The organism is Ensifer sp. 22460 (assembly GCF_052044935.1).
GTDB lineage: Bacteria > Pseudomonadota > Alphaproteobacteria > Rhizobiales > Rhizobiaceae > Ensifer.
Genome location: NZ_JBQENZ010000005.1, coordinates 1 through 24,319 on the forward strand (window position 1 = coordinate 1; position 24,319 = coordinate 24,319).

Here is a 24,319-nt window from a genome sequence, read left to right on the forward strand (position 1 = left end):
GACCCGGTCTCGACGGTGGTGATGGTCGTTGGAATGTTGAAGACCTTTGCGGCCTTGGCGAGACCGACAACGTTGTTCTTCAGGACCTGCCGATCGATCGACTGAACACCGAAGGCCATCTGCGGCTGCTGGTCGATGAAGATCAGCTGGCTGTTCTGGGGGGTCAGGACTTCGAGTTTGCTGGACATGGACTTTCTCCTCTTTGAGCTGGTTGGCAAGCGGGGGTCGGTGCCCGGTCTTGGCCGGTCTGGGGTGAACTTGTTTGGTGAGAGCAGGTGTAGCCGACCGGATTGCGCTGCTGAATTGCAATAATGATTTCGATTGAATTGCGGTAAATGAAATAATTAACGACCTGCGGCCTTGTGCATTCCCCGCGGTCAAGGCGCCGGCCGGCGGGGCGTGGAGATGCCGGCGACCCGATCCGTCGTGTGCGGCCAAGCGGACATCGCGTGCGGTTGTTCGAAAGAGGCGCGTCGAGTTGCGCGCCACACCTGACGCCGCGTCGCCAAAACGCAGTGCTTCTGCGCCTTTTCCGATGTATACTTAAGATGAGCGGGGAAAATGGAGGTAAGCCAATGAACAGGCTAACGATCATTGCCTTGTCCGTGGCGTCGGCGTTGACCAGCGGTTCGCCAGCCATGGCATTTCCCACAGCAGCGGACGTCCCGAAGATCGAGACGACGCAAGCGCAACTGGTTCAGTACAGACGATACGGTGGCGGTTACCGCGGCGGTTACCGCGGTGGTTACCGTGGCGGTTACCGTGGCGGTTACCATCACGGGCACGGTGGCGGCGACGATTGGGCCTGGGCGCTCGGCGGACTGGCCGTCGGTACGATCATCGGTGGTGCGCTGGCGCAGCCCTATTATGGCTCGGGCTACTACGATCAGGGCTATTATAACCAAGGCTATTACGGCGGCCCGACCTACTATCGCCCGCGTTATTATGCGCCACGCTACTACCGGCAGACCTATTATGGTGGCAACGCGCATACGAGCTGGTGCTATGCCCGCTACCGGTCCTACAGGGCTTACGACGATACGTTCCAGCCCTATCACGGTCCGCGGCAGATCTGCATCTCGCCCTACTGACGGGTCAAAGGCTTCCGAGAAAAAGCCACCGCTTGACGACCACAGGCCTTTATCCTGGATTTACACCCAACGTCAGGTTTAGGTGTGTGCCATTTGTCGTCCCTCATGCAGATCGGAGAACTGTCGGAACGTGCAGGCTCAGCCACCGCACGATCCACTATTACGAGCGCCTCGGCCTAGTGAAACCGGCCGAGCGTGAGGGCACGGGCTATCGCTACTATGACGAGGTTGCCGTCAAACGGCTGGAAAAGATCGCCGCACTCAAGCGCCTCGGCCTGAGCCTCGACGAAATCGCCGCGGTCATCGACCTCTATTTCGAGGATGCAAGCGGAATCAAGGGTAAGGAGAGGGTATCCGGATGCACGAGCTGATCGCGCAAGCGAGGCGGACCTAGAGCAGGGCCGGCCGGGATAATTGCGACCGTACCCTACACTTGACGTCAAGTGCATATTATCTCGCGTTTATCCCATGCCAACCGAAGGAGTTTGACATGCCTCGCATACGCCCCTCATTGCGCTCGCTGCTCTCGGTCTCGTCTTCTCGTCAATCACGGGCAGCATTGCGCTTGCGGAAACTCAGAAGGGAAGGTCCATGAAATCGGCAACGCTTTCGGTGCAGTCCGTGGCGACCGTCATAGACAGTCATGTCGGTCGGGCTACGATGAAGTCGCTCGGCGCCCTGTCACTCTGGACGGCCAAAGTGCCGAACTTGTGCGTTATGAACGAACGGACGGCCGCAACGCGGCACTCGGTGGCGAGCATTTCAGCATTGTCATCGCCGCGGATGGCCGACTCAAGGGCTTCGCTCGGATCGACGGCGCTCTGGTTGGCGGTCAACTGCCGACGCGCGAGGAAACGCAGGCGATCGCCATGGATTTCCTGCGCGACGCGGCGCCCGATCTCCTGCCGGTGCTGAAGATCAGCTGGATCGAACCCCATGACGAGCCGCTGCGGGTCGCCCGCAATGGGCGCGCAGAAGACCTGACCCTGACGGGCATGAAAGTCAAAATGCGGAAATACGGTCGATGGTCTCTGGATGTGGGTCATGGTCGGGGCGGACCGCAAGGTCATGGTGTTTGAGCGCGACATCAGCTGGATCATTCCCGGGCCATCGCGGCACGGTGACGTGGCTTCACGACTCGTGGCTCGTCGAAAACGGACACAACGTTGACCGAAGCTGACCGTCGTCCTCCAATCAGCGGGGAGCACCTGCCGGAAGGGCGTTCCTGATCCGGCTGCCTGAACCAAAGGATAGCCGGCGGCGGCGATATCGGAGTTGATCCACAGCAGGTCGCGAACGAGGTCGATAAAGAGCGCGTTGCCTTTCGCATCGGCCGCCGCTTCGATGCGCTCGCGACCAAGATGCCGGCTGACGACCTCATCCTTCAGTTAAGAGCGCGAAACCGGTCTCTAATGACGATCTTTCCGTGTGTGATGTCCGCGCGGATACAACTTCGGATTTCTTTCGAAAGATTCTTTGCAAGCCTGCGCAAACCGTCGTTGTCACGCTACAGCCGATCCGATGCCGCTTCGAGGGACGCTGTTCAAGTTCGATCTGCCGACGTAGTGTCCGCGCATTGATTTCTAAGGCAGGACGGAATGACGACGATCACGATGAACGAAGCGCTCGACCGCGCCGGTACGGGACCCTATCAGTACCGCTTGATCGGCATCTTCGGCTTGGTCTGGGCGGCCGATGCCATGCAGGTTCTGGCCGTTGGTTTCACGGCAGCCTCCATCGCCGCGACGTTCGGTCTGACGGTTCCGCAGGCACTGCAGACCGGTACCCTGTTCTTTCTCGGGATGCTGATCGGAGCGGTTGGTTTTGGGCGGCTGGCCGATCGCATCGGTCGGCGGCAGGTGCTGATCGTCACCGTGGCCTGCGATGCCATCTTCGGGATACTGTCGATTTTCGCACCCAGCTTCGGCGTCCTTTTGCTCCTGCGTTTCCTCACGGGTGTTGCAGTCGGCGGTACCCTGCCGGTCGACTACGCCATGATGTCGGAGTTCCTGCCCGCCCGAAGCCGCGGTCGCTGGCTCGTCATGCTCGAAGGGTTTTGGGCCGTCGGAACGCTGATCGTGGCCGTGGCGGCATGGCTCGTTGCGCTTGCGGGACTCACGGACTCATGGCGCTACATTTTCGCGGTCACCGCCATCCCGGCGGTGCTCGGCCTCGGACTCCGCTTCCTCGTTCCGGAGTCGCCGCTCTATCTGCTTCGTGCGGGCAAGGCTACCGAGGCAAAAGCCATCGTCAACCGGATGCTCGTCGCCAATCGCCACCCTCAGCTTGAAGCGGCGGTATCGATCGCGCTTTCTGCGGCCTCACCAAGCGCCGGTATCTTCTCTGGGGATCTGCGCCGCCGCAGTCTTCTGATCTTGGTCGTGTGGTTCCTCGTCTCCGTGTCCTACTACGGCGTCTTCACCTGGATGCCGCCGCGGCTCGCGGGGGAAGGCTTCGGCTTCGTCCGCGGTTATGGTTTTCTCGTTCTCATCGCTTTGGCGCAAATCCCAGGCTATGCGCTTGCCGCCTATGGCGTCGAGACATGGGGACGCCGGCCGACGCTGGTTGGCTTTTGTCTTCTCTCCGCCTTGAGCTGCCTGCTTTTCGTCGTCGCAGATGGGGCGACGATCATCGCAGCGTCACTGCTCATCATGAGCTTTGCGCTGCTCGGCACCTGGGGTGCGCTCTATGCCTATACGCCGGAGCTCTATCCGACGGAGTCGCGGGCAACCGGAATGGGCGCGGCGGGCGGCATGGCGCGCCTCGGCGGTCTGCTCGCCCCCTTCCTTGATCGGCATTCTGGTGGTCCAGAGCTTCGGGCTTGCAATCGGCACCTTTGCGGGTCTGTTGCTGGTAGCTGCGATCGCGGCCTGCCTGATCGATGCGGAAACCCGGCTTGCATCGCTTGCGTGAGATCCGCGGACGAATGCGCCCATCGCTCCTGGTGAAGAAAGCGTTAATCACAGAGGCGAGGAAATGGAAGTTCTGCCAAGGTGTTGCGGCAAGATCGGCTTGTGCACAACCGGTGGATAGAATGCGGACAACTCGGGGAGCGATGACGCCGGGCTTTCTGATCGAGAAAACCGCTCTAGCATGCACATGCGGCCGATCCCACGGTCGCTAGTGTAGCAGCTATATCATCGGACCGGTGCATGGCGTCGGTCCCGATCCTCTATCCAGAGCTTTTTCGGCCGCAGGCGCCGTTCCGCCATCTTTTGCAACACACCGCGCTGACCGGCGTGCGGGTAAGGGCCCCCGCTTGGGCCTGCTCGTGTGCGGTGCACGCATAGCTGCATTGCACAATAATTGTTTTCCAGATGGTCAAAAATCAGGCATAAAGCACACAGCTGATGCACATGGCGGTTCTCCTCCCATTACCGCCGCAGCAGCTGTTCCCCTCTGGAGGTTTATTGACCTTCACACCTTATGGGCCGCGGTCTTCCGTCGGCCCTTTTTTCTTTTCTGGCAGCGCCTCTTTTCTCGGCTCAAACCGCGCCGTTGATGCGCCGCGCCGATTGCGTTTCGGCAAAGCGCGTTCTGTAATGCCCTCGTCCTGGAGGGGTGGAGGCAGAGCGCGTGGAACCGACACATTTGTTCGAGCTGGTGATTGGCATGTTTGTGGCCATCATCGCGCTGCACTTTGTCGCCGACAGGTTCGGGTCACCGCCTTCCGTCGCACTGCTGGCCGGCGGCGCACTGCTCGCCTTCTTGCCGGGCCTGCCGGCGATCGCGGTGGATCCCGATCTGGTGCTCGTCATTTTCCTGCCGCCGCTGCTGCTCGACGGCGCATGGACGATCGCCGTCGGCCGGCTGCGCCGGCATCTGATCGGCATCGCCTCGCTGGCGATCGGCGCGGTGTTCTTCACCTGTGCCGTGGTCGCCGTGGTCACCCATCTGCTTTTCCCCTCGCTCCCCTGGGCTGCCTGCGCGACGCTTGGGGCGATCGTGTCGCCGCCCGATGCGGTTTCGGCCCGTGCCGTGCTGCAGCGTGTGCGGCTGCCTCGGCGGTTGCAAATCCTGCTCGAGGGAGAAAGCCTGCTCAACGACGCGAGCGGCCTCGTCCTCTTTCGTTTCGCGATTGCCGCCGGCGTCACCGGGGCCTTCAGCGCGAGCGAAGCGGTCGGCAGCTTTTTCGTGCTGGCCATCGGCGGCGCCCTTGTCGGTACCGCCATCGGCACGGCCTGGGTCCTGCTCGCGCGCCGTCTTGGCGACGAATACTTGATCATCGCGGCCACGGCCCTGCTATCCTGGACTTCCTACCTGCTCGGCGAGTTCCTGCATGTTTCAGGCGTCATTGCCACGGTCACCACCGGCCTGATCGCAAGCTGGCACCAGCACACCGTGCTCACGGCGGCCACACGCATGCGCGGTTCGTCGTTCTGGACCGTCATCGTCTTCCTGATGGAGGCCGCCGTCTTCATTCTGATCGGCCTGTCGCTTCGCGGCGTCGTCGAGCGCGGAGGCGGCTTCGATGTCGTCGCCGCCACCATGTGGTGGCCAATCCTAGCAATTCTCGTGGCGCTCTCCGTCGCGCGCTTTGCCTGGGTGTTTGGCTCGGATTTCGCCATCCGCCTCGGAAACACCCTTGGGATGGAGCGCTATCGGCCGCTTGGGGCACGCGCAGCAACGGTGGTCTCCTGGGCAGGTGTGCGCGGTGTTGTCACGCTGGCCCTGGCCCTCAGCATACCGGAGGGCTTCCCGGGGCGGGACTTCATCCTGGTGACGTCCTTTGCCGTCATCCTGGGGACCGTGCTCGTCCAGGGCACCACGCTCGGGCGGGTGATCCTATGGGCGGGGCTCGTCGAGCCGCCATCGGAAAAGGCGCGCCTCAGCATGAGCCAGGCCGAGGCGGCCATGGCGCAGGCGCAACTCGTGACCATTCAGAGCCACGCCTATGATGACGGAGGCACCCTCATCCATCCGCAACTGCTCGACAGGTATCAGCGCCGGGCGGTATCGATCGTCGATTATGCCGAGCGCACGGAGCACTACACGCCCATTCTTCATGCCCACTTCGACGTCGTGCTCGAAGCGGTCGCAACCGGACGGCGCGAACTCATCCGGCTTCATCGCGCCGGCGAGATCGACGACGAGACGCTGCACGAATTGGAACGGGACCTCGACCTTGAAGAATTGAGTGCGCTTGCCGCCAAGGCGTGAGGAGCGCTCCCACGGGGTAGGGAACAAAGCGCGTCGGCTATTGCTGACGCTACATTGTCTCAGGCAAACCGGATCGCGTTCCTAGCGCGTGCCTTAGCCGCTTCTTCTTCGCGGTTGCGCGGCGGCTGTGATGTTTCCAGTGAATAGAGCAATTCCCGGGCGCAGGCCGCGATCGAATTGACGGCGTGCTCGAAGGCCGCCTCGTTGCGCTTGGCCGGTTTGGTTGTTCCGCTCAGTTTGCGCACGAACTGCAACGCGGCGTCATGGATCTCCGCATCCGTCGCCGGCGGCTCGAAATTGAACAGGGGTTTTATGTTTCGGCACATGACGGGCTCCCGGTCCTCTTCGTTCTCGCTCCTGTAGAGGCCCGGATCTTAATGCTCGTACCCCATTGGCGAAAGACCTTTGCCGTCCTTCCGTCGGACGTCCCCGTCAGGAGTTCCTGCCGTTCGATGCCAAGCGCATGCCGGCCGCGCGTCCGCCGTTCGGCACCACAACGATCTGCTTGACCTTGCCTTGTTTGAAGGCGGTCAGGAAACGCGGATAGTCGGCGAAGGCGACGCAGCCATGGGATTCCGCGCGCTTGCCGCGCAGCAGATAGCTGTGGGTCAGGAAGCCGTCGCGGCCGTGTTTGTTCTTTCCGTCGATCGGCAGCATGCGGATCGCCTCGACCCCATGGAAGCGCGTCTCGCGCATCTTGAGATTATAGGTGTGCGGCGGGGTCGGCCCCGTCATCTTGACATCCGCGTAGCGCGGATTGTCGGCCATCTTGCCGATGCCGGAATGGGCCTCGAGCACGCTGCCATCGGGCATGTAAACCTTGGCAGCGGTGATGTCGTAGACGGCGACGCCATTTCCTGCCTTCGCTCCGCTACCGAAGATGCTGCGCAGCGCCTGGCCGAAGCCGGTGCTGGAACTGTTCTCCGTCGGATCTTCCGGCGGGGCATAGGCGAGCTTCGGCTTTGCCGGCGTTTCGCGTTCGTCGGTCTTCCCGGTCTCTTCGGCCTTTGGCGCCGCCTCGGCTTCGGCCTGCTTGGCCGCAGGTTTCTCGGTTTCGGCAACAGGCTTCTGCACTTGTTCTGTGCGCGGGCGGAACTGCGGCATGGGACCGACAGACGGCGTGTCCTCACGGCTCGGCAGTGCGGCCGTGTCGTCAGCCGCGTCCGGTTCCGGCTGTTCGGCAAGATCGTCCTCGACAGGCGCGGTCAGCACGGCGGAAAACGCGCTGCCTTCTACATGGCTCTGAGAGGGGGTGGCATAGGCGAGCTGGACCGCCGGCTTGTCAGCGAAACCGCTGGTCATCGGGGCGAAGCGTTCCGACGCGGGCAGGCTCATCGTTGCGGCCTGGTGGCGAGATTGCGGAGAAGCGGAAGGGGCGGAATTGCTGGCGAGCTTTTCCGACGCCAATACCGCTTGTTTCACCGCCGCCGCCAGGCGCGCGCTCTTGCCGAGCATTTCGGCATCTTTCGGAAATTCAAGATCGCGCGCGAATCTCGCGTCGCTGGGCGTCAGGCTTGCGACCATGGCCGGCTGCGCCGCAGCGGCGGCGACGAGCCGCGTCGCCTGGTTGACCCTGGCGTGCTTGTCCCAGGCGCGCTCTTTTGTCTTCTCGGCCAGATGGAGTTGCGGTTTGGGCAGCAGGCGGCCCGAACCATGCGTGAAGGAACTGTTCATCGCGACCATACCGACGAGCGACCACGCAGCCGCGCCGACAAGAGCGGTGCCGCAGCAAGTGATCAGCAATGGACGCAACAGACGATTCAAAGACTGTGGGCGAATGATCTTACTCAACAACGCAAATCAAGCCAGAAATTCACGCAAAAGGCCCTCAGGCCGGCAAGCGACCACCGCTGCGCGACTTCCGGATTGTCCCCTTCTTGACGACTGATGGACAAAAGATGGAGAAGTATGGTTAAATTTTGCTTTCCAAACGGCGAAAATCAGCATTTTTTCGACGCTCGCCTCAAATCAGCGAGCGAGCCTGCTCGTAGAGGTGGCTAAGGCGCTTCAGGGCCGTCCACTGCGTGCGAGATGCTCGAACAGGCTAAGCGCGGGCGGCGTCAATTGTCCGTCACTGCGGATGCACATCGACAGCCGCCGCACGGCCCATTTTTCCTGAAGGCGAATGACAGCGATCTGAGCGGGCCGACGGCAGCGGCGGGCCGCTTTTTCCGGCACGATGCCGATCCCCATACCAGCGCCGGTCATGCGGCAGATGTCGTCGAAGGTGCGCAGTTTCACGCGCAGCTTGAGCTTGGCGCCGAGCTTGGCCGCCTGCCCCTCTATGTGATCCTGCAAGGCGCCGCCCGCCAGGCCGATGAAGCGTTCATCGAGAAGGTCGGCGAAGCGGACCTGCGTTCTCTCGACGATCGGATGGTCGTGGCGGGCCACCACGACTAGCCGGTCGGTCGCGAAGGGGCTGAGCGTCAAGCCGCTTGTCTCCACCGCATCAGAAAGAATGCCGATCTCGGCGAAGCCGGCAGCGACGCTCCTGGCAATCTCGATGCTTTGCCGCTCTTTCAGGTCGATGTCGATCTGCGGGTTGGCTGCCATCCAGGCCGCGAGCCTTTCAGGAATGAACTCGGTCATCGCTGCCGTGTTGGCGAGGACGCGAACGGTGGCGCGCATCCCCTTCGCATAGGCTCCCAGTTCACTGCGCATCTGCACCGTCTGGCGGATGATCGTGCGCGCGTGGTGGACGAGCGCCTCGCCCGCCTCCGTCGGAGTGACACCGCGTCGCCCCCGCGTGAGCAGGGTAACGTCGCCCGCCGCCTCCATGGCGCGCAGCCGTTCGCTTGCCGCCGGAAGGGAAAGCCCAACATCCAGCGCGCCATGGGTGATGCTGCCGGCATCCACGACGGCGAGAAACAGGCGAAGATCATTGAGGTCGAAGGACATTCAGCAAGGATAATCGACAAACAGCCTTCGGGCCAGCCGAAGTCTGGAATCGGGACTTCCGCATTGTCTATGCCGCCGAACCGGTTACGCCGGTCACATGTTCGATGCGTCGTTTTCTTTTCTGTCGGCCGTGGCCGCGACATTTTTCGTCGCCGGCCTCGTCAAGGGCGTGACCGGAATGGGCCTGCCGACCGTGGCGATGGGCGTGCTGGGTGCGCTCATTTCACCGGTCGCGGCGGCAAGTCTGTTGGTTGTTCCGTCTTTCGTGACCAACGTCTGGCAGCTTCTGGCGGGACCCGGCATTCTGTCGCTTGCGCGAAGGTTCTGGCCGATGATGCTGGCGATTGTCGCCGGAACGCTGCTCGGCTCCGCATGGCTGGTGAGTGGGGACACACGGCTGACCACCGCCGCGCTTGGGGCCGCGCTCGTCATCTATTCCGGCTACGCGCTTATTGCGCGACCGTTCCGCATTGCTGAGCGACAGGAACGGTGGCTCTCGCCGATTGTCGGAACGCTGACCGGCGTGGTGACCGGCTGCAGCGGGGTCTTCGTCATTCCCGCCGTGCCCTATCTGCAGGCCCTCGGTCTTGCGAAAGACGACCTCGTGCAGGCGCTGGGGCTTTCCTTCACTGTTTCGACCATCGCATTGGCGGCCGGGCTTGGCGCCCAGGGTATCTTTCAGGCTGAAACCCTTGCACTTTCCGTGATTGCGGTCGTGCCCGCGGTTCTCGGAATGTGGGTGGGGCAATGGTTGCGCGGCAGAGTGGGCGCGCAGGCGTTCCGCCGCGGCTTCCTGTTCTGCCTGTTCCTCTTGGGCGCGGAGATGGCTCTGAGACCCGTGTTTTGAATCCGAGGCATGGTTGACTTGCCAGGCCCCACGTCGTGCCGCTTATCCCGCCCCACTGCATGTTTCCTTTAATCGTAGCCCGTTAAAGGACAAAAACATGCAGCGATTCAAAGTGCTACCGCGACCTTTGCGCGTCTGATAAGACGCGCGGCGCTGTAGTCGGCAACCGGTAGATTTCGGTCTGTTTCGTCCGACCGGAAAGGCAGTGTTTGCCAAGCGGCGCGAGGTCGGAGCGGCCTTCGGTCAGGAAATCGACGGTTTCACCGCTCAGGAGAACGACGATCTCTTCGCTCGGCGCCACCGACTTGCCGAGCTGCTCGATGCGGTTGCAGACGTTCACCGCATCGCCGACGATCGTATAGGCGGACCGCCCGCTCATGCCGATATTGCCCGAGACGACCGGACCGGAATGGACGCCGATGCGCACCCTGAGGGGAGCTAGCCCCTGCCGGCGCCGGTCCGCGTTGTCCTTAGCGATCGCAAGCGCAATGGCGCGGGCCGCGCGCATGGCGCGATCGGCATGATCCGGCTGGTCGTCCGGAGCACCCCATAACGCCATCACGCAATCGCCGATGAACTTGTCGATCGTGCCGCCCTCGTCCTCGATGCATTGGCCGAGCAGATCGAAATGCCTGTTCAGGAGTGCGGCGACTTCGGCAGCCGTGGTCTTTTCGGCCGTGGCGGTGAAATCGACCACGTCGGTAAACATGATGGTCACCGTTCGCTGCGTCGAGACGAGATCTCCGCTTCCCAGCAGATGGCGCACCAGTTTCTTCGGCACGTAGGTTTCGAGCCAGCGCAGCCCGGTCAACATCGTATTGTAGGCGCGCGCCTGTTCGTTCAACTCCGTGAACAGGCTGCCGGGCAGGGGGTGAAGAGCCGCGAAGTCGAGCATGCCAACGGCACGCACCTCACGCGCCATGCTGGTGACCGGGCGAACGATCAGACGGCTGACGACCCATGCGATGACGATCGCCGCGAGAAGCACCACGAGACCGGCCACGCCGGCACGCAGCAGATCCGAAATCGGCTTCTCCAGGGATTCGATCGGTACCTCGACGCCGACGATAAGAGGAGCGGGTGCGTAGCCGCTGATCTCGCGGGTGAGAATGACACGACCCTTGTCCCCCACTTCCACGACACGAGCCTCCAGCGCCGAGTCGTGGAAGGTCTCGGGTTCCCCGTCCCACAATGCGGCGAGGAACGGATCGCCAAGTTCGCTAAGCTTCGGCAGTCGGTGCTCTGCGGACAGGAGCGGATGGCCCGATGCCATCATCGGATGGGCGAGCACTTGGTCGCGGCCGTAAAGGACGAAGGGTGTCGTCCCGGGATTCGAGACGGCGATCTGGCGCAGGAAGTCCGAAATGGCATCGACCGTGATCGTTGCCCTGAAGACGCCGGAAAACTGGTCGCCGGCGGTTGCCGGCTGCTGCAGGTTTGTGACCGACGTGCGTATCGCCGGGTCCGGGACGAAGTAGACCGGCCCCCATTCGGCCTTGCCTCTGCGGCGCGCCTCGTCGATCTCCGTACGCTCGTTGTCGGTCCTGATCGTGTCGGCGAAGGAAAAGACGCCCTTGGGGCCCTGGGTCACACCGAAGATTTCGCCATTTGGCTTGACGAAGGAGAGCACACGCACCTGCGGGGTCGCCGCGAGCGCGCCGGTCATCACGCGCTCCAGGGCCAGCGTGTCGGTCGGATCGAGGCGCCCGGCCCCGACTTCCTTTGCTAGGAACGCCAGCTGGTCCTCAACCGGGGCGAACCGGCTGCCGATTTTCGTCTGGACGGCATCCAGACCGAGATGGGCCGATTGGGCGAGCAATTCGCGCGTAGCACCGGCCGACATGTACCAGACGACGGAGAGGATGACGGCGGCTGTCAGAGCCACCAGTGCCGCCATCACGATCGCCAACGTGCGCGACAGGGATATGGTTCGCTTTCGTGTGTCGGCGTCGGCCGCCCCGGTTGTCAACAAAGACATGCCCCAAGTTGGAAACGGCGCCACATACGTCGTGGCGCTCGTAAGGATGATAGTTCTTCTAACGATTCCTGCCCTTTTTCCAAGCAGACCGGGGTCCGGTTGGATAGGCGAAGGCTGCGACGTGATGTACATCGCAATCGAGCGCTTTTGTGACGCCGGCGCGGAAAGCAGTCACGCCTGACGGCCGGCATGCCCCGGTTCCAGGGCGTGCGGCGGGACGCGGTCACGGATCCTCGGCGAGCCGCCGGCTGATGGGCGCGAACTCCGGTGTCGAATTGCGCGGCGTCGTGTCGCGCTCATTGGCTTCCATCTGCTGCCAATATTTCCAGCCCACGGTCTTCGAGCCGAGCTCGTAGTCCATGCCATCCCAGGCGTCTTCCCGGAAGCTGTAGAAGGCCCAGTGCAGATCGTCCTTGTCGAGCGCGGTCAACACGTCCTCGAGATAGGTCTTGCAGCTCGACCAGCGGCGCGTGCATCCAAACTCGCCGGCGACGAGGCGGTTGAGCGGCACGCCCTTGTCCTTGGCCCATTGGACAGGCTTTGCGATGTAAGCGGCCGCCCGCGCCCGATCCCAGGTCTCTTCGCCTTCGCCAAAGGGCACCTTGCCAGGATACGCATAGGGCTTGTCGCGCTTAATGTTGGGCGCGCTCGTCGCCGCATAGGGTTCGTACATGTGAAAGCTGTAGAGCACCTTCTGGTCCGTGAGCCCCGATGGCCAGTAGGAAAACGCATCGGCTGCCGCATACCAGCCGGCATCCGCCATGATGGGGGTCGCCGGATCGACCTCGCGGATTGCAGCGATGACAGTCTCGTAGAAGGCTTTGAGATCCGCGGCGCTGCCTTGCTTGCCGTCGTACCAGGCCTGCATCGCCTGCGGGTCGGCGTGTTCGGCAAGGCCATTGTTCTTTTCCGGTGCGGGCTCGTTGACGATGTTGTAGGCGGCAACGGCCGGATGGTTCTTCAGTTCGCGCGCCAGATCTCGCCAGAAGCTTGCCGTCTGGTCCCACCAGGCTTTGTCTCGCCAAAGCCGGCCGTCGAACTTGTTGCCGTTGTTCTGGGCCCAGCGCATGCCTGGCAAAGACAGCGGCGCGATGACCACCTTGAGGCCCGCCTTGTCAGCGTCGTCGAGCGTCTGTCTGAGCGTCTTCAGATCGGCGGCAGGAATACCGACGTATTTGTCGGCGTCGCCGATCAGGTAGTCACGTTTTGCCGGTTTCCACTTGTCGTAGGAAAGGCGCACCCAGGTGGCGCCGTAGCCTGCCAGCGCCTTGAAATAGGTCTCGTCCGGCGGCAGCCGGTTGAAGCTGTTGCCGCCGTGCTGGGGCTTGTCCCAGAACGTCATGAGATCGGCGGCATCGGCCGAGCCGGCGAGGCTGACAGCAAAGAGGGTGGCGGCAATCAGGCGCATGAATCGGTCCTTCGGGCTCTTGTTTAAGTGCCGGTAACCTACTGGCGGATCGCATCGTCGGTGTTCCCCAGGGAACAGTGCCGGATTTTCTCGGCTTGCAACGGTTCGATCGTATGCCCGTCAAGCGGCGCGGCATGGGCGAGGCGCGTGATTACGGGCGGCTGAATGTTTCGGCGAGAAAATCAAGAAACGCCCGGATCTTTGGCGCGACGTGCTGCCGGGACGGATAGATGGCGTAGAGCGTGGTTTCGACCGTCTCCCAGTCGGAGAGTACGCGTTGCAGTCGACCGCTCTTCAGGTCGTCTTCGACATAGGGTCGGGGTATCAGGCTGACACCGAAGCCGGCACGCAACGCATCGCGAACCGCAAGGCTGGATGTCACCGAGTAGCGCGCCCTTACGACCACTTTCTCCGTTCGGCTGCCGTTGCGAAACTCCCATAAGTCCGCATGTCCCGAGAGACTGAAGCGGACACAGTTGTGCGATTTCAGGTCGGCCGGCTCCCGCGGTTCGCCATGGGCCTCGAAATAGGCAGGTGCCGCGCAGACGACGTGCGGCATGACCGCGAGTTTCCTGGCGATCAGGCTCGAATCTTCCAGCTTGTCGCTGCCGCGGATGGCGAGATCGAACCCCTCCCGGACGATATCGACGCGCCTGTCGTCGAGATGCAGGTCGAGCTTGAGGTCGGGGTAGCGGGACAGGAACTCGGGGATGACGGATGAAAGCCCCATCAGCGTCACGGTCATCGGCGCGGCGACGCGCAACGTCCCGCCAGGCGTCTGCCGCACGGGCGAGAGTGCCGCATCGGCATCCTTCAACGCATCCAGTCCGCGCATGACATGCTCGAGATAGAGTTTCCCCTCGTCCGTCAGCGCCATGCGTCGCGTGGTCCGGTTGATGAGCCGCGTGCCGACGCTGGCCTCGAGTTCGGCAACGTTCTTGCTGATCGCCGCCGGCGACAGGCCGAGCTTGCGCCCCGCCTCTGCGAAGCTGCCGAGTTCGGCCACATGGCGGAAGACCTGGAGGGCGGTGTAGCGGTCCACGATAGTTTTCCAATGGTGAATAATATGTTCTATAATGGCAATATTATCAATCAAAGGTGAATTCAATACGGTTGGTCCGACAGACCTATGATCGGATCGGAAGAATGACACATCCCATGATCGCCCTCATCGAACAGCGCGTGTCCGCCAATCGTTTCGATGCGACCCATGAACTGGAAGACGCGGAAATCGAGCAACTGGTGCGTCTCGCGACCCGCGCACCGACGGCCTACAATCTTCAGAACTGGCGGTTTATCGCCGTGCGCACGCCGGAAGGAAAAGCCAGGCTGCGCAATGTGGCGCACGGGCAAGCCAAGGTCTCGGAAGCTGCCGTGACCTTCATTATCTGCGGCCTGCTGCCCGATCACGCGACGCTGCCTGCAAGGCTGCGCCCGTTCGTCGACACCGGTTACATGCAAACCGAAATGGTCTCCGGTTGGCAGGAGGCGGTGCGCGCCCAATATGCCGATGCCAAGGTTGCCCGTGACGAGGCCATGCGTTCGGCCAGTCTCGGCGCCGCGACCTTGATCTATGCCGCCGAGGCTTTGGGATTGGCGACGGGCCCTATGGGCGGGTTCGATGCCGAGGGCGTCGCCCGGGAGTTCGGCCTTGGGCCGGGCGAATTGCCGGCAATGCTTCTTGCAGTTGGCCGTGCCGTTCCCGGAAACTGGCCGCAAAAGCCCCGCAGGCCGCTTGGCGAGGTTCTTCACTTCTCATGAAAACAGACGTTTCCGATATCGCCCTGACGGCGATTGCCCCCGTCATCTGGGGCAGCACCTATATCGTTGCCACCGAATTCCTGCAGGGCTTCACGCCGCTGACGGTCGCCCTGTTGCGAGCATTACCGGCCGGGTTGCTAATCCTCATGATCGTGCGGCGACTGCCGCGCGGCATCTGGTGGTTTCGCGCCTTCGCGCTCGGCGCGCTCAACATCTCGATCTTTCTGAGCATGTTGTTCGTCGCGGCCTACCGCCTTCCGGGCGGCGTCGCGGCAACCGTCGCGGCGGTCCAGCCCTTGATCGTTGTTTTCATCGCAGCGCTCCTCCTGAAGGCGCCGATCCGTCCGGTGTCCCTCGTCGCGGCCATTGTCGGCATTATCGGCGTCGCGCTGCTGGTGTTGACGCCGCAAGCCGCGCTGGACGAGATCGGCATTGCCGCAGGCCTCGCCGGCGCCGTTTCCATGGCCTTCGGCAACGTCCTGGCGCGAAAGTGGAAGTCGCCGGAATCGCTGCTCACATCCACGGCATGGCAGCTGGCGGCCGGTGGCTTGCTCCTCGTCCCCGTGGCCCTTGCCTTCGAGCCGGCGGTGCCATTCCCGACCGTTCCCAACCTGCTTGCTCTCGCCTGGCTGAGCCTGATCGGCGCGGCGCTGACTTATGTTCTCTGGTTTCGCGGCATCGCACGGCTGGAATCGGCGGCAGTGTCAGCACTTCTCTTCCTGAGCCCGCTGACGGCTGTCCTGCTCGGATGGGTGTTCCTGGGTCAGTCCTTGAGTGTGCTTCAGATTGTCGGCGTCCTTTTGGTCATCGGCAGCATCTGGCTCAGCCAACGCGTTTCCGCCCGAACGTAAACGGCGCGTTGGAATGCGACGATCCCGGCCTATACTCCCTGGCGTGCGGAGGGGCGGTTTCGTGAAAATCGGAGTGTTCGGTGCCGGCGCGGTCGGCGGTTTTGTCGGCGGCTGCCTTTTGGCCGGTGGCGCAGAGGTGATCTTTGTCGGCCGGGCGGCGCGCGGTGCCGCTTGGCGAAAGGACGGGTTGCGCCTGACCGACCTGGATGGGCGTGACGATTTCGTCGCGCCCGATCGGATCGTTTACTCCGACACGGCTTCCTCCCTGGCGGATTGCGATCTCGTCCTCCTGACGGTCAAATCCGGGCAGACGGCGGGTGCGGCGACAGAGCTCTCCGCAGTATTGCGCCCCGGCACTCCCGTGCTCAGTTTGCAGAACGGTGTGAGCAACAGCGCTACGCTACAGACCTTTCTGCCGTCGGCAAAAATTCTGCGCGGCATGGTTCCTTTCAACGTGATGGCACCGGGCCCCGCCCATCTGCATCGTGCGACGGAAGGCAATATGGCCGTCGAGCACGACCCGCTGACGGCTGCAGCCGCACCGTTCTTCACGGCTGCGGGACTGGCTCTCGACCTGCGCGGCGACATGGAAGAGGTGCAATGGGCGAAGCTGCTGATGAACCTCAACAACGCAATCAATGCGCTCTCCGGATTGCCCTTGCTCGCGCAGCTCCAGACACGGGGCTTTCGTCTTTGCCTGGCGCTCGCCCAGCGGGAGGCACTTTCGCTGCTGGCCGCTGAGGGACGCCTCCGGCCGGCGCGCCTGACACCGCTGCCACCGGGTTGGTTGCCGTCCGTTCTCAGCCTGCCGGATGCCCTGTTCCGTGCCATTGCCGGTCGCATGCTGAAGATCGACGCCACGGCGCGCTCCTCGATGGCCGACGACCTTGCCGCTGGCCGCTTTCCCGAAGTGGATTGGATCAACGGTGCGGTCGTCGCGCTCGCCACCAAGCTCGGCCGTCGGGCGCCGGTCAATGAACGGCTTTGCACGCTGGTCAAAGATGCGGCGGCCTCCAGAAGCAAGACATGGGAGGCAGATGCGCTGCTTGCCGAGCTCAGGCAGACGCGTACGCTCAAGATAGAAGGGTAGCGGCTTGGTCTCGTGGGCGCCGGACGTTACCAGGTGCCGCCGGAATATACCGTGGCGCTCTGACATTGTCGCAGACGTTCCGGGATGATGCGCTGACGGTCGGCGGCAGGATTTCGCGCACCGGTTCGCGCGCGATCGGTCATGGCGACGTCACCGCCCAGGGTGCTTCGCAATTCATCTCGCTCATCGACTGGAGGCCTTATACGCTGGTCGATGCCTTCGCCGAGTGCCGGATCAACGAGAACCTGACGGACGCCTACTATGTCGACCCGTTGAGCCTCGTGCAGCAGCCCGGCCCGGGGCGCACTTTCTATGCGTCGCTGATGGCCGTGTTCTAAGCCTTTCGCCGACCCGCGACTGCGGTAGCAGATGCCGGGCAATGTCGTGTCAATTGTTGCGAGGCGGCGCGCATGAGCGCCGCCTAGGAACCGGCCCCGTCAATTCAGCAATCGGACCAGCGCCAGCGCAACCCCCGGGGAAACCGTGACGATGACCAGCCTGATGAGGTCGGCGATCACGAACGGCATCACGCCTCGGTAAGTCTGCGCTATCGGTACGTCGGTCGCCAACTTGTTGATGATGAAGACATTGAGGCCGATCGGCGGGGCGGAGAGGCCAATGCCGACGACGATCAGGACGAGAATGCCGAACCAGATGGCGACGTCGTCCGGCGGCATGCCGAGATCGAGCGTCATGACGATCGGGATGAAGACGGGAAGGGTCAGCAGGATCATCGCCAACTCGTCCATGACGGCGCCGAGCACGATATAGATCAGCAGCATGCCGCACACCACGGCGTAGGGCGGCAGCCCGGACTCCCCGATCATCGAGGCGAGCATCATCGGCATCTGGGTCAGCGCCAGGAACGCGCCGAAGACCTCCGCCCCGAGAAGGATCAGGAAAATCATCCCGCTGGTTTCAGCCGTCTGCAGCAGCGCGTTCTTCAAGGCAGCGGGGCTCAGTGCCCTTTGCAGCAGGCCGATCGCGAGCGTCACCGCGGCACCGACCGCAGCACCTTCCGTTGGCGTGAACACCTCGCCATAGATGCCGCCGACGACCGTGACCGCAACGGCGGCGGCGGGAACGACGGCGAAATCGGCGGCTAGCAGAAGCAGGCCGAAGATTGCCAGCAATATCGCGCCGACGGTGCCGAGCGAACCCAACAGCCAACCGACAGTACCGCCGACAAGCAAGACCAGCCCCGCCGGCCGCGCCCAGAACGGACGGAGCGTCTTTGCGACCTCGACGACTGTCACCGGCGGCGCGAGATGGGGCTTGCGCCGCACGACCACGGCAATCGCGATCAGATAGAACGCCGCCGCCAGCAATCCCGGCACCAGGGCGGCCTGGAACAGCTTGGCGATGTTCTGCTCGGCTGTGATCGCATAGATCACCAGGATGACCGACGGCGGAATGAGGATGCCGAGCGTACCGCCGGCGGCGATGGTGCCGGTTCCAAGCCCGGCATCGACCCGCGCGCGGCGCAGTTCCGGCAGTGCCGCGCGTCCGAAGGTTGCGGTGGTTGCGACCGACGAGCCGCAGATTGCGCCGAAGCCGGTGCAAGCCGCAATCACCGCCATCGGCATTCCGCCCCTGAACCGTCCGAGCCTCCGCTCGGCCACCCGAAACATGGTCGCGGCGATGCCCGATTGTTCGGCAAGCGCGCCCATCAGGATGAAGAGGGGAATGACGGATAGCGTATAGCTGGCAAACTGGCTGTAGGTGTTGGTCTGCAGGTAATAGACCAGCGCGTGCGGGCCGGAGAGATAGGCATAACCGGCGGCGCCGACTGCCAGCATGGCGAGCGCGATCGGCATTCTGATGGCGATCAGGACCAGCATCGCAGCGAAGCCCAGGCAAGCAATGGCAAAGCCGCTCATCGAGGGCCTCCGATCTTGAGAATGGCGACGGACAAGCCGATGACGGATGCGAGCGCTGCCAGCGCGGCGCAGGTCAGATAGACCGGCCAGATCGGCCAGGGCAGCTGGATCAGCGTCGTTCCGTACAGACGCGCCTCCAGTCCGCCAGTGAGAAGACCCCAGGCGAAGAATGCCAGGCAGGCCGCCAGCACGAGGTCCCAGGCACCATCGATGACCCGCGTGACGCGTGACGGAAGGGCGAGCGTAAAGGTATCGACGGCAATATGGCCGTTGCGCGCCTGGGTGCAGCCGAGGAATGAGAAGATCGCGACACCGATCGCGACCTCCACGAGTTCGTAGTCGGCCGGTACGGGCCGGTTGAAAAGCCAGCGGCCGAGGACGCTGATTGTCACCAATGCGGCTGCGAGGCAGATCAGCGTTCCGCCTATGAGTGCCAATCCTGCCGCAAGCCGCTCAACCTCGCGGCGTCGCGGCACCGTAACGGCAGCCTCGTGTGTTGCTTCTTCCGTCATCCCGGTTCCAAGCTCTCGAATTGTTGGATGGAGCCAAATTCAGGCGCGCTGGGCTCGCAGTCGCACTCAGGCGTTCGAGTATTTTTGAACGAGCCCGTGCGCCGCTTCGATCAGTGCCTTGCCGTCGAGATCCTTGGCCTTCATGGCCTCGATCCACTTGTCGTGGACAGGCTTGGTTGCCGCGACCCATTTCGCCTTTTCGTCCTCGGAAATCGCGCTGATCGATCCGCTTCCGGATGCTTCGATCGCGGCCCGCACTTCGGCGCCGACGCTGTCCCACATTTCGCCGGCCTTCTTGGCGAAGGTCATGCCGCTGTTGGCGTCCAGCGCCGCCTTCAGATCGGCCGGCAGCGCCTCATACTTGCCCTTGTTCATCGCCAGGAAGAAGGTCGCGGTGTAGAGCGTCGGCGAGCCCGGAATTTCCGTATGGAACTTGGTGAGTTCATTGACCTTGATGGACGGTACCACTTCCCACGGGATGACGCAGCCGTCGATCGCCCGTTGGGCCAGCGCTTCCGGAACTTGCGGAACAGGCATGCCGACTGGTGTTGCGCCCAGTGCCGCCAGCGCCTCACCGGCAAGCCGGGTCGGATTGCGTAGCTTCAGGCCGGCCAGATCGGCGCTGGATTTCACCTCCCTGTTGGTGTGGATCAGTCCATGATCGTGCGCCCAGAAGCACAGAAGCTGCGTGTCGCCGGTCTCTTTCAGGACATGCGTCTGTCCGTATTCCTGGCACGCCTGTGCGTTGACGGTGGCCTCTTTCGCGGCGACGAAAGGAAGCTCGAACACCTCGGTGGAGGGGAAGCGCCCAGGTGTGTTGCCGGGCAGGGTCCAGACGATATCGACGACGCCGTTGGCCGCCTGATCGTAAAGCTGCGGCGGCTTTCCGCCGAGCTGCATGGCCGGAAAGATGTCAACCTTGAGCGCGCCCTTGCTCTGCTCCTCCAGGGTTTTTGCCCATGGAGTCAACAGCCGCTGGTGGACGTTGGACGCCGGCGGCAGGAAGTGGTGCAGCTTCAGCGTAACTACGCTCTGGGCGCGCGCGGCACCCGTTCGCAAGATGAGAGGCGCCGCAAGCATGGCACCACCGGCTTTAATAAGGCTCCGTCGGTTCAGTATCATAAATCCCTCCCATTGATCAGTGTCGCTCCACCCGGAAACAGGGCATGCCTGTGCCGCTCCACGTCAATTCAAATGACGGCGATCCGACTGTGATGCAGGCCCTCCTCGGCGGCTTGAATCTTCCTCTCGCTCCTCATCGGGAATATTCAATCCATTAACATGTTAAGTTTATTATGAACCGCCTGTCAAGCGAGGTCGCGCGAGGCGGCCGGGCGCCGATTAGGCCGTCCACGCAGCGGCTCTGGGCGGCCGATCGCCGGCTGTCCGCGAAAGTGATTTTGTCCCCCACGCCAATGTGGGGGATGATTGTTTTGGGGATCAACTTGTCATTCCGCCTGCAGGGCGACTGTGCCTTCCAGAGTTTCGCCGGGCGCCAGTCTGACGAGGCCGCCGTTTTCGGGCTGGCGGTGCGCGTTCGGTCGATGGCTCATCGGCTCGAAGCAGAAGAAGTCGGCGTCGGTGGAAGGAGAATAGAGGACGAAGAAACGAAAGCTCTCGTCAGCGTCGAGCGAAAGCGCAAGGCCAGTTTCCGGCCACTCGATGCGCATCTTTCCGTCCCAGCCGTCGAAGGCATTGTTCAGCCAGCCGGGCGGCAGTGGGGCGCCGGAGGTGAAGTCCAAATCCTGCGGAATTGACTGCGCCGCACCTGGCACGTGGTTCTCGCGTTCCGTCCAGTAGCGGCCGGCGTGGGCAAAAAGGCGCATTCCCGGTGTGCGCGGAAAATAGGGATGGAGGCCCAATCCATAGGGGAGTGCTTGCGCGGCCCGGTTGGTGACGGTGAGCGAAAGGGTCAGGCTCGCACCGTCGATCGCTATCGTCTGCACCGCCTCATAGGCGAAGGGCGTGGGCTCTGCGTTCGCCTCCTGCCGGTAGCCTAGCGCAAGCGAATGACGGTCCTGGTGAAGGATCGACCAGCGCCGAAGCCAGCCGTCGCCGTGGAGCACCAGCGGGTCGGACGTATTGGATGCGAGCGTGTAGTGGCGACCTTCGAAGTGGAAGCCATTATCCTCGATGCGGTTGCCGAAGGGCATCAGCGGAAAACACGCTTCGGCGCCGAGCACCTGGGAGGCGAGACCCGGCGCCGGCGTCGGCGCGAGCACCGGGATGCCGCGCCAGCGGGCCGAGAGGATGGCGCCGCCGAGCGGGCTCACCGCAACGGTGAGCCCTTCGTCGTTTTCTAGGACGAGGGTGTCTTCCGCCATTTGCTAGCTGCGGCGGCCGGCGGCGGCCGAGCGCAGATTGTCGAGCAGCACGGCGAGCAGCAGAATCAGACCGCGCACGACATACTGGTAGAAGGCCTGAATGTTGAGCAGGTTCATGACGTTTTCGGCGATGCCCATGATCAGCACGCCGACGATCACGCCGGTCATCGCCGCACGGCCGCCGGCAAGCGAGACGCCGCCGAGCACGCAGGCCGAGATGACCGAGAGCTCGAGACCCGTTGCCGCGTTCGGCTGGCCGGAGGTGATGCGCGAGGCGAGCAGGACGCCGGCAACGGCGCAGACGAGGCCCTGCAGCGCGAAGATCCAGATGCGCATATTCGAGACATTGACGCCGGCAAGGCGCGAAGCCTCGGGGTTGCCGCCGATCGCCAGCGTGTTCTTGCCGAAGACCGTGCGGTTCAAGACGAAGCCGAAGACGAGGAAGAAGAAGCCCATCACCCAGATCGGCGTCGGGATGCCGAGGAACTTGGACAACGCCAGTTGATAGAAGCTTGGATCGTTGATGCCGACGGCGCGGCCGTCGGACGCGATCAGCGCGAAACCGCGCACGATCTGCATGGTGGCAAGCGTGGTGATCAGAGCGTTGATGCGGAAATGGGCGATGACGACACCGTTGACGAGGCCGACGAAACCGCCGCACAGGAGCGCGGCAACGAGGCCGATCAGGATGGAGCCCGATGCATTCGAGGCCATGACGGCGACCATCCCGGAAAAGGCGACCATCGAGCCGACCGAGAGATCGAAGTCGCGCGAGGCAAGGCAGAACATCATCGTGCAGGCGACGATGCCGATGGTGACGACCGATTGCAAAAGGCCCAGCATGTTGCGCTCGGTCAGGAAGTTCGGAACCGTCAGTGCCACGATGGCGAAGGCGACGGCGAAGATGACGACGAGACCCTGTTCGCCGAGAAGAAGTTTTTTCAAGGAAGTCATGACGGCTGAACCTGCTCGGTTGGTACATCGGGAAGGGCGGCGGCGAGGATGCGGCGCTCGTCGAAATCAGCGCGCGCGATGTCGGCGGCGATCCGGCCCTGGCACATGACGAAGATGCGGTCGGTGATGCCCATCACCTCGGGCAACTCGCTGGAGATGACGACGATCGCCATGCCCTGGCCGGCGAGTTCATAGAGGATTTCGTAGATCTCCGACTTGGCGCCGACATCGATGCCGCGCGTCGGCTCGTCGATAACAAGGACCTTCACGCCCTGTTCGGAAAGCCAGCGGCCGAGGATGACCTTCTGCTGGTTGCCGCCCGACAGATTGATAATGTCCTGCTTGCGCGATGGCGTGCGCACCCGAAGCTTGGCGATGAAGCGGTCGGCGAGCTCACCTTCCTTTTTCAGGTCGAGGATGCCGAAGGGCGAGAAGTGCCGGCGCGACGAGATCGCCATGTTCTCTTCGATGCTGCGCCCCTGAACGACGCCGTCGAACTTGCGGTCCTCCGGGCACAACACCATGCCGGCGCGGATCGATTGCGGCGGGCTGTCGGCCGGCACGATTGCGCCGTCGATGGTGACCGTTCCCTGGTAGCGTGTGTCCGCACCGTAGACGAGCCTTGCCATCTCGCTGCGACCGGCGCCGATCAGGCCGAAGAAGCCGAGGATCTCGCCGCGCCGGACGGAAAAGCTCAAGGGCGTTTGCAGTCTCGGTCCGGAGATGTTGTCGACGCGCAGGCGCTCGGTCCCGAGCTCACGGGCCCGCCAGCCCCAGATGTTGGAGATCTCGCGCCCGACCATTTCGGCGATGATCTGGTCGCGTGTCACCCTGGAAATATCGGGATGATGGGCGGCAAGTTTGCCGTCACGCAGCACCGTCAGGCTGTCGCAGAGCCTGAAGATCTCGTCGAGGCGGTGGGATACATAGAGGATTACGGTACCGTTCGAACGCAGGCGCTCGATGAGCGCAAAGAGGATTTCGCTTTCGCGCGACGAGAGCGACGATGTCGGCTCGTCGAGCGCGATGACACGCGCATCGAGCATGACCGCCTTGGCGATCTCGACCATCTGACGTTCGCCGATCGAAAGCGAGGCGATCTTGGCCGACGGATCGACGTCGATGCCGATTTCGGAGAGTTTCTCGCCGACAACGCGGATCAGCTGGCGGCGATCGATCACCCCACCCTTGCCGGGGAAGTGGCCGAGCCAGAGGTTTTCTGCAACCGTCAGCTCAGGAACGAGCTGCAATTCCTGATGGATGACGATCACGCCGGCACGAAAGGCGTCGCGCACGGAACGATAGCTCTGCGCCGCGCCGTCGATGCGGATCTCTCCCTGGTCGGCCGCCTGGTCGCCGGACAATAGTCGGATGAGCGTCGACTTGCCAGCGCCGTTCTCGCCCATGAGCCCATGGACGGCACCCTTGCGCACGGAAAACGAGACGTCCGACAGCGCCTGGACGCCGGGATAGCCCTTGGAGATCGACTGGAATTGAAGAAAGTCTTGCATGTGCGGCTCCGATACGGAACGCCCGGCGGGATCAGCCGCCGGGCCGATGGTGTC

General features: G+C 63.1%; 20 protein-coding genes and 3 pseudogenes. 10 read left to right on the forward strand and 13 right to left on the reverse strand.

Annotation, left to right across the window (positions count from 1 at the left end; genetic code table 11):
- Nucleotides 1–188, reverse strand: a pseudogene (locus tag ACTJKM_RS07475) (hydrolase); the annotation flags it as partial.
- A gap of 387 nt (nucleotides 189–575) precedes the next feature.
- Between ACTJKM_RS07475 and ACTJKM_RS07480 the strand changes: the two are divergent.
- The 5 genes and pseudogenes from ACTJKM_RS07480 to ACTJKM_RS07500 all read left to right on the forward strand — a co-directional run bounded on the left by ACTJKM_RS07480 (nucleotide 576) and on the right by ACTJKM_RS07500 (nucleotide 6,251).
- The gene (locus ACTJKM_RS07480; RefSeq protein WP_058330126.1) at nucleotides 576–1,091 is read left to right on the forward strand and encodes a BA14K family protein; all 516 of its coding nucleotides are present in this window, start codon (nucleotides 576–578) and stop codon (nucleotides 1,089–1,091) included.
- Nucleotides 1,092–1,177: 86 nt separating this feature from the next.
- Nucleotides 1,178–1,462: a helix-turn-helix domain-containing protein gene (locus ACTJKM_RS07485; protein WP_440660104.1), complete on the forward strand. Its 285-nt coding sequence runs from the start codon at nucleotides 1,178–1,180 to the stop codon at nucleotides 1,460–1,462.
- A 339-nt stretch (nucleotides 1,463–1,801) separates the two neighbouring features.
- Complete coding sequence (locus tag ACTJKM_RS07490; protein WP_440660105.1) at nucleotides 1,802–2,170, forward strand: hypothetical protein; 369 nt, start codon at nucleotides 1,802–1,804, stop codon at nucleotides 2,168–2,170.
- A 519-nt stretch (nucleotides 2,171–2,689) separates the two neighbouring features.
- A pseudogene (locus ACTJKM_RS07495) lies at nucleotides 2,690–4,004 on the forward strand (MFS transporter).
- A 663-nt stretch (nucleotides 4,005–4,667) separates the two neighbouring features.
- On the forward strand, nucleotides 4,668–6,251 hold the full coding sequence (locus ACTJKM_RS07500; protein WP_113512187.1) for a Na+/H+ antiporter: 1,584 nt from the start codon (nucleotides 4,668–4,670) through the stop codon (nucleotides 6,249–6,251).
- Between the two features lie 59 nt (nucleotides 6,252–6,310).
- Here the strand turns inward: ACTJKM_RS07500 and ACTJKM_RS07505 are convergent, their stop codons facing one another.
- The 3 genes from ACTJKM_RS07505 to ACTJKM_RS07515 all read right to left on the reverse strand — a co-directional run bounded on the left by ACTJKM_RS07505 (nucleotide 6,311) and on the right by ACTJKM_RS07515 (nucleotide 9,149).
- Nucleotides 6,311–6,577, reverse strand: coding sequence for a DUF2277 domain-containing protein (locus tag ACTJKM_RS07505; RefSeq protein WP_057255194.1), 267 nt, complete (start codon nucleotides 6,575–6,577; stop codon nucleotides 6,311–6,313).
- Nucleotides 6,578–6,683: 106 nt separating this feature from the next.
- A complete protein-coding gene (locus ACTJKM_RS07510) occupies nucleotides 6,684–8,003 on the reverse strand; it encodes a DUF2778 domain-containing protein (RefSeq protein WP_440660106.1) in 1,320 nt (439 codons plus the stop codon).
- Between the two features lie 255 nt (nucleotides 8,004–8,258).
- Entirely contained in the window at nucleotides 8,259–9,149 is an 891-nt protein-coding gene (locus tag ACTJKM_RS07515) for a LysR family transcriptional regulator (RefSeq protein WP_440660108.1), read from the reverse strand.
- Nucleotides 9,150–9,246: 97 nt separating this feature from the next.
- Here ACTJKM_RS07515 and ACTJKM_RS07520 point away from each other — a divergent pair, with 97 nt between their 5' ends.
- The gene (locus ACTJKM_RS07520) at nucleotides 9,247–9,996 is read left to right on the forward strand and encodes a sulfite exporter TauE/SafE family protein (protein WP_113512183.1); all 750 of its coding nucleotides are present in this window, start codon (nucleotides 9,247–9,249) and stop codon (nucleotides 9,994–9,996) included.
- A 115-nt stretch (nucleotides 9,997–10,111) separates the two neighbouring features.
- On the opposite strand, the gene ACTJKM_RS07525 is transcribed toward ACTJKM_RS07520, so the two are convergent.
- The 3 genes from ACTJKM_RS07525 to ACTJKM_RS07535 all read right to left on the reverse strand — a co-directional run bounded on the left by ACTJKM_RS07525 (nucleotide 10,112) and on the right by ACTJKM_RS07535 (nucleotide 14,424).
- Entirely contained in the window at nucleotides 10,112–11,974 is a 1,863-nt protein-coding gene (locus tag ACTJKM_RS07525; RefSeq protein WP_440660110.1) for an adenylate/guanylate cyclase domain-containing protein, read from the reverse strand.
- A gap of 223 nt (nucleotides 11,975–12,197) precedes the next feature.
- Nucleotides 12,198–13,382, reverse strand: coding sequence for a glycoside hydrolase family 5 protein (locus tag ACTJKM_RS07530; protein ID WP_440660111.1), 1,185 nt, complete (start codon nucleotides 13,380–13,382; stop codon nucleotides 12,198–12,200).
- Nucleotides 13,383–13,533: 151 nt separating this feature from the next.
- Nucleotides 13,534–14,424: a LysR family transcriptional regulator gene (locus ACTJKM_RS07535; RefSeq protein WP_440660112.1), complete on the reverse strand. Its 891-nt coding sequence runs from the start codon at nucleotides 14,422–14,424 to the stop codon at nucleotides 13,534–13,536.
- A gap of 104 nt (nucleotides 14,425–14,528) precedes the next feature.
- On the opposite strand from ACTJKM_RS07535, the gene ACTJKM_RS07540 reads away from it, so the two are divergent.
- From ACTJKM_RS07540 to ACTJKM_RS07555, 4 genes and pseudogenes are all read left to right on the forward strand, one after another.
- On the forward strand, nucleotides 14,529–15,143 hold the full coding sequence (locus tag ACTJKM_RS07540; protein ID WP_440660114.1) for a nitroreductase family protein: 615 nt from the start codon (nucleotides 14,529–14,531) through the stop codon (nucleotides 15,141–15,143).
- Entirely contained in the window at nucleotides 15,140–15,994 is an 855-nt protein-coding gene (locus tag ACTJKM_RS07545; RefSeq protein WP_440660116.1) for an EamA family transporter, read from the forward strand. The genes ACTJKM_RS07540 and ACTJKM_RS07545 overlap by 4 nt, the downstream gene beginning before the upstream one ends.
- Before the next feature lie 61 nt (nucleotides 15,995–16,055).
- Nucleotides 16,056–17,084: a 2-dehydropantoate 2-reductase gene (locus ACTJKM_RS07550; RefSeq protein ID WP_440660117.1), complete on the forward strand. Its 1,029-nt coding sequence runs from the start codon at nucleotides 16,056–16,058 to the stop codon at nucleotides 17,082–17,084.
- Nucleotides 17,085–17,117: 33 nt separating this feature from the next.
- A pseudogene (locus tag ACTJKM_RS07555) lies at nucleotides 17,118–17,422 on the forward strand (TonB-dependent receptor); the annotation flags it as partial.
- Between the two features lie 99 nt (nucleotides 17,423–17,521).
- Here ACTJKM_RS07555 and ACTJKM_RS07560 read toward each other — a convergent pair.
- The 6 genes from ACTJKM_RS07560 to araG all read right to left on the reverse strand — a co-directional run bounded on the left by ACTJKM_RS07560 (nucleotide 17,522) and on the right by araG (nucleotide 24,265).
- Complete coding sequence (locus ACTJKM_RS07560) at nucleotides 17,522–18,964, reverse strand: TRAP transporter large permease (RefSeq protein ID WP_058330112.1); 1,443 nt, start codon at nucleotides 18,962–18,964, stop codon at nucleotides 17,522–17,524.
- Entirely contained in the window at nucleotides 18,961–19,476 is a 516-nt protein-coding gene (locus ACTJKM_RS07565) for a TRAP transporter small permease (protein ID WP_440660119.1), read from the reverse strand. Before ACTJKM_RS07565 ends, ACTJKM_RS07560 begins: the two co-directional genes overlap by 4 nt.
- Before the next feature lie 66 nt (nucleotides 19,477–19,542).
- Complete coding sequence (locus tag ACTJKM_RS07570; RefSeq protein ID WP_440660121.1) at nucleotides 19,543–20,598, reverse strand: TRAP transporter substrate-binding protein; 1,056 nt, start codon at nucleotides 20,596–20,598, stop codon at nucleotides 19,543–19,545.
- Between the two features lie 326 nt (nucleotides 20,599–20,924).
- Nucleotides 20,925–21,800 (reverse strand): aldose 1-epimerase, encoded by an 876-nt coding sequence (locus ACTJKM_RS07575; protein WP_113512172.1) that lies wholly within the window; start codon nucleotides 21,798–21,800, stop codon nucleotides 20,925–20,927.
- A gap of 3 nt (nucleotides 21,801–21,803) precedes the next feature.
- A complete protein-coding gene (araH, locus tag ACTJKM_RS07580; RefSeq protein WP_058330108.1) occupies nucleotides 21,804–22,754 on the reverse strand; it encodes an L-arabinose ABC transporter permease AraH in 951 nt (316 codons plus the stop codon).
- Nucleotides 22,751–24,265, reverse strand: coding sequence for an L-arabinose ABC transporter ATP-binding protein AraG (gene araG / locus ACTJKM_RS07585; protein WP_113512170.1), 1,515 nt, complete (start codon nucleotides 24,263–24,265; stop codon nucleotides 22,751–22,753). The genes araH and araG overlap by 4 nt, the downstream gene beginning before the upstream one ends.
- Nucleotides 24,266–24,319: the final 54 nt, after the last annotated feature.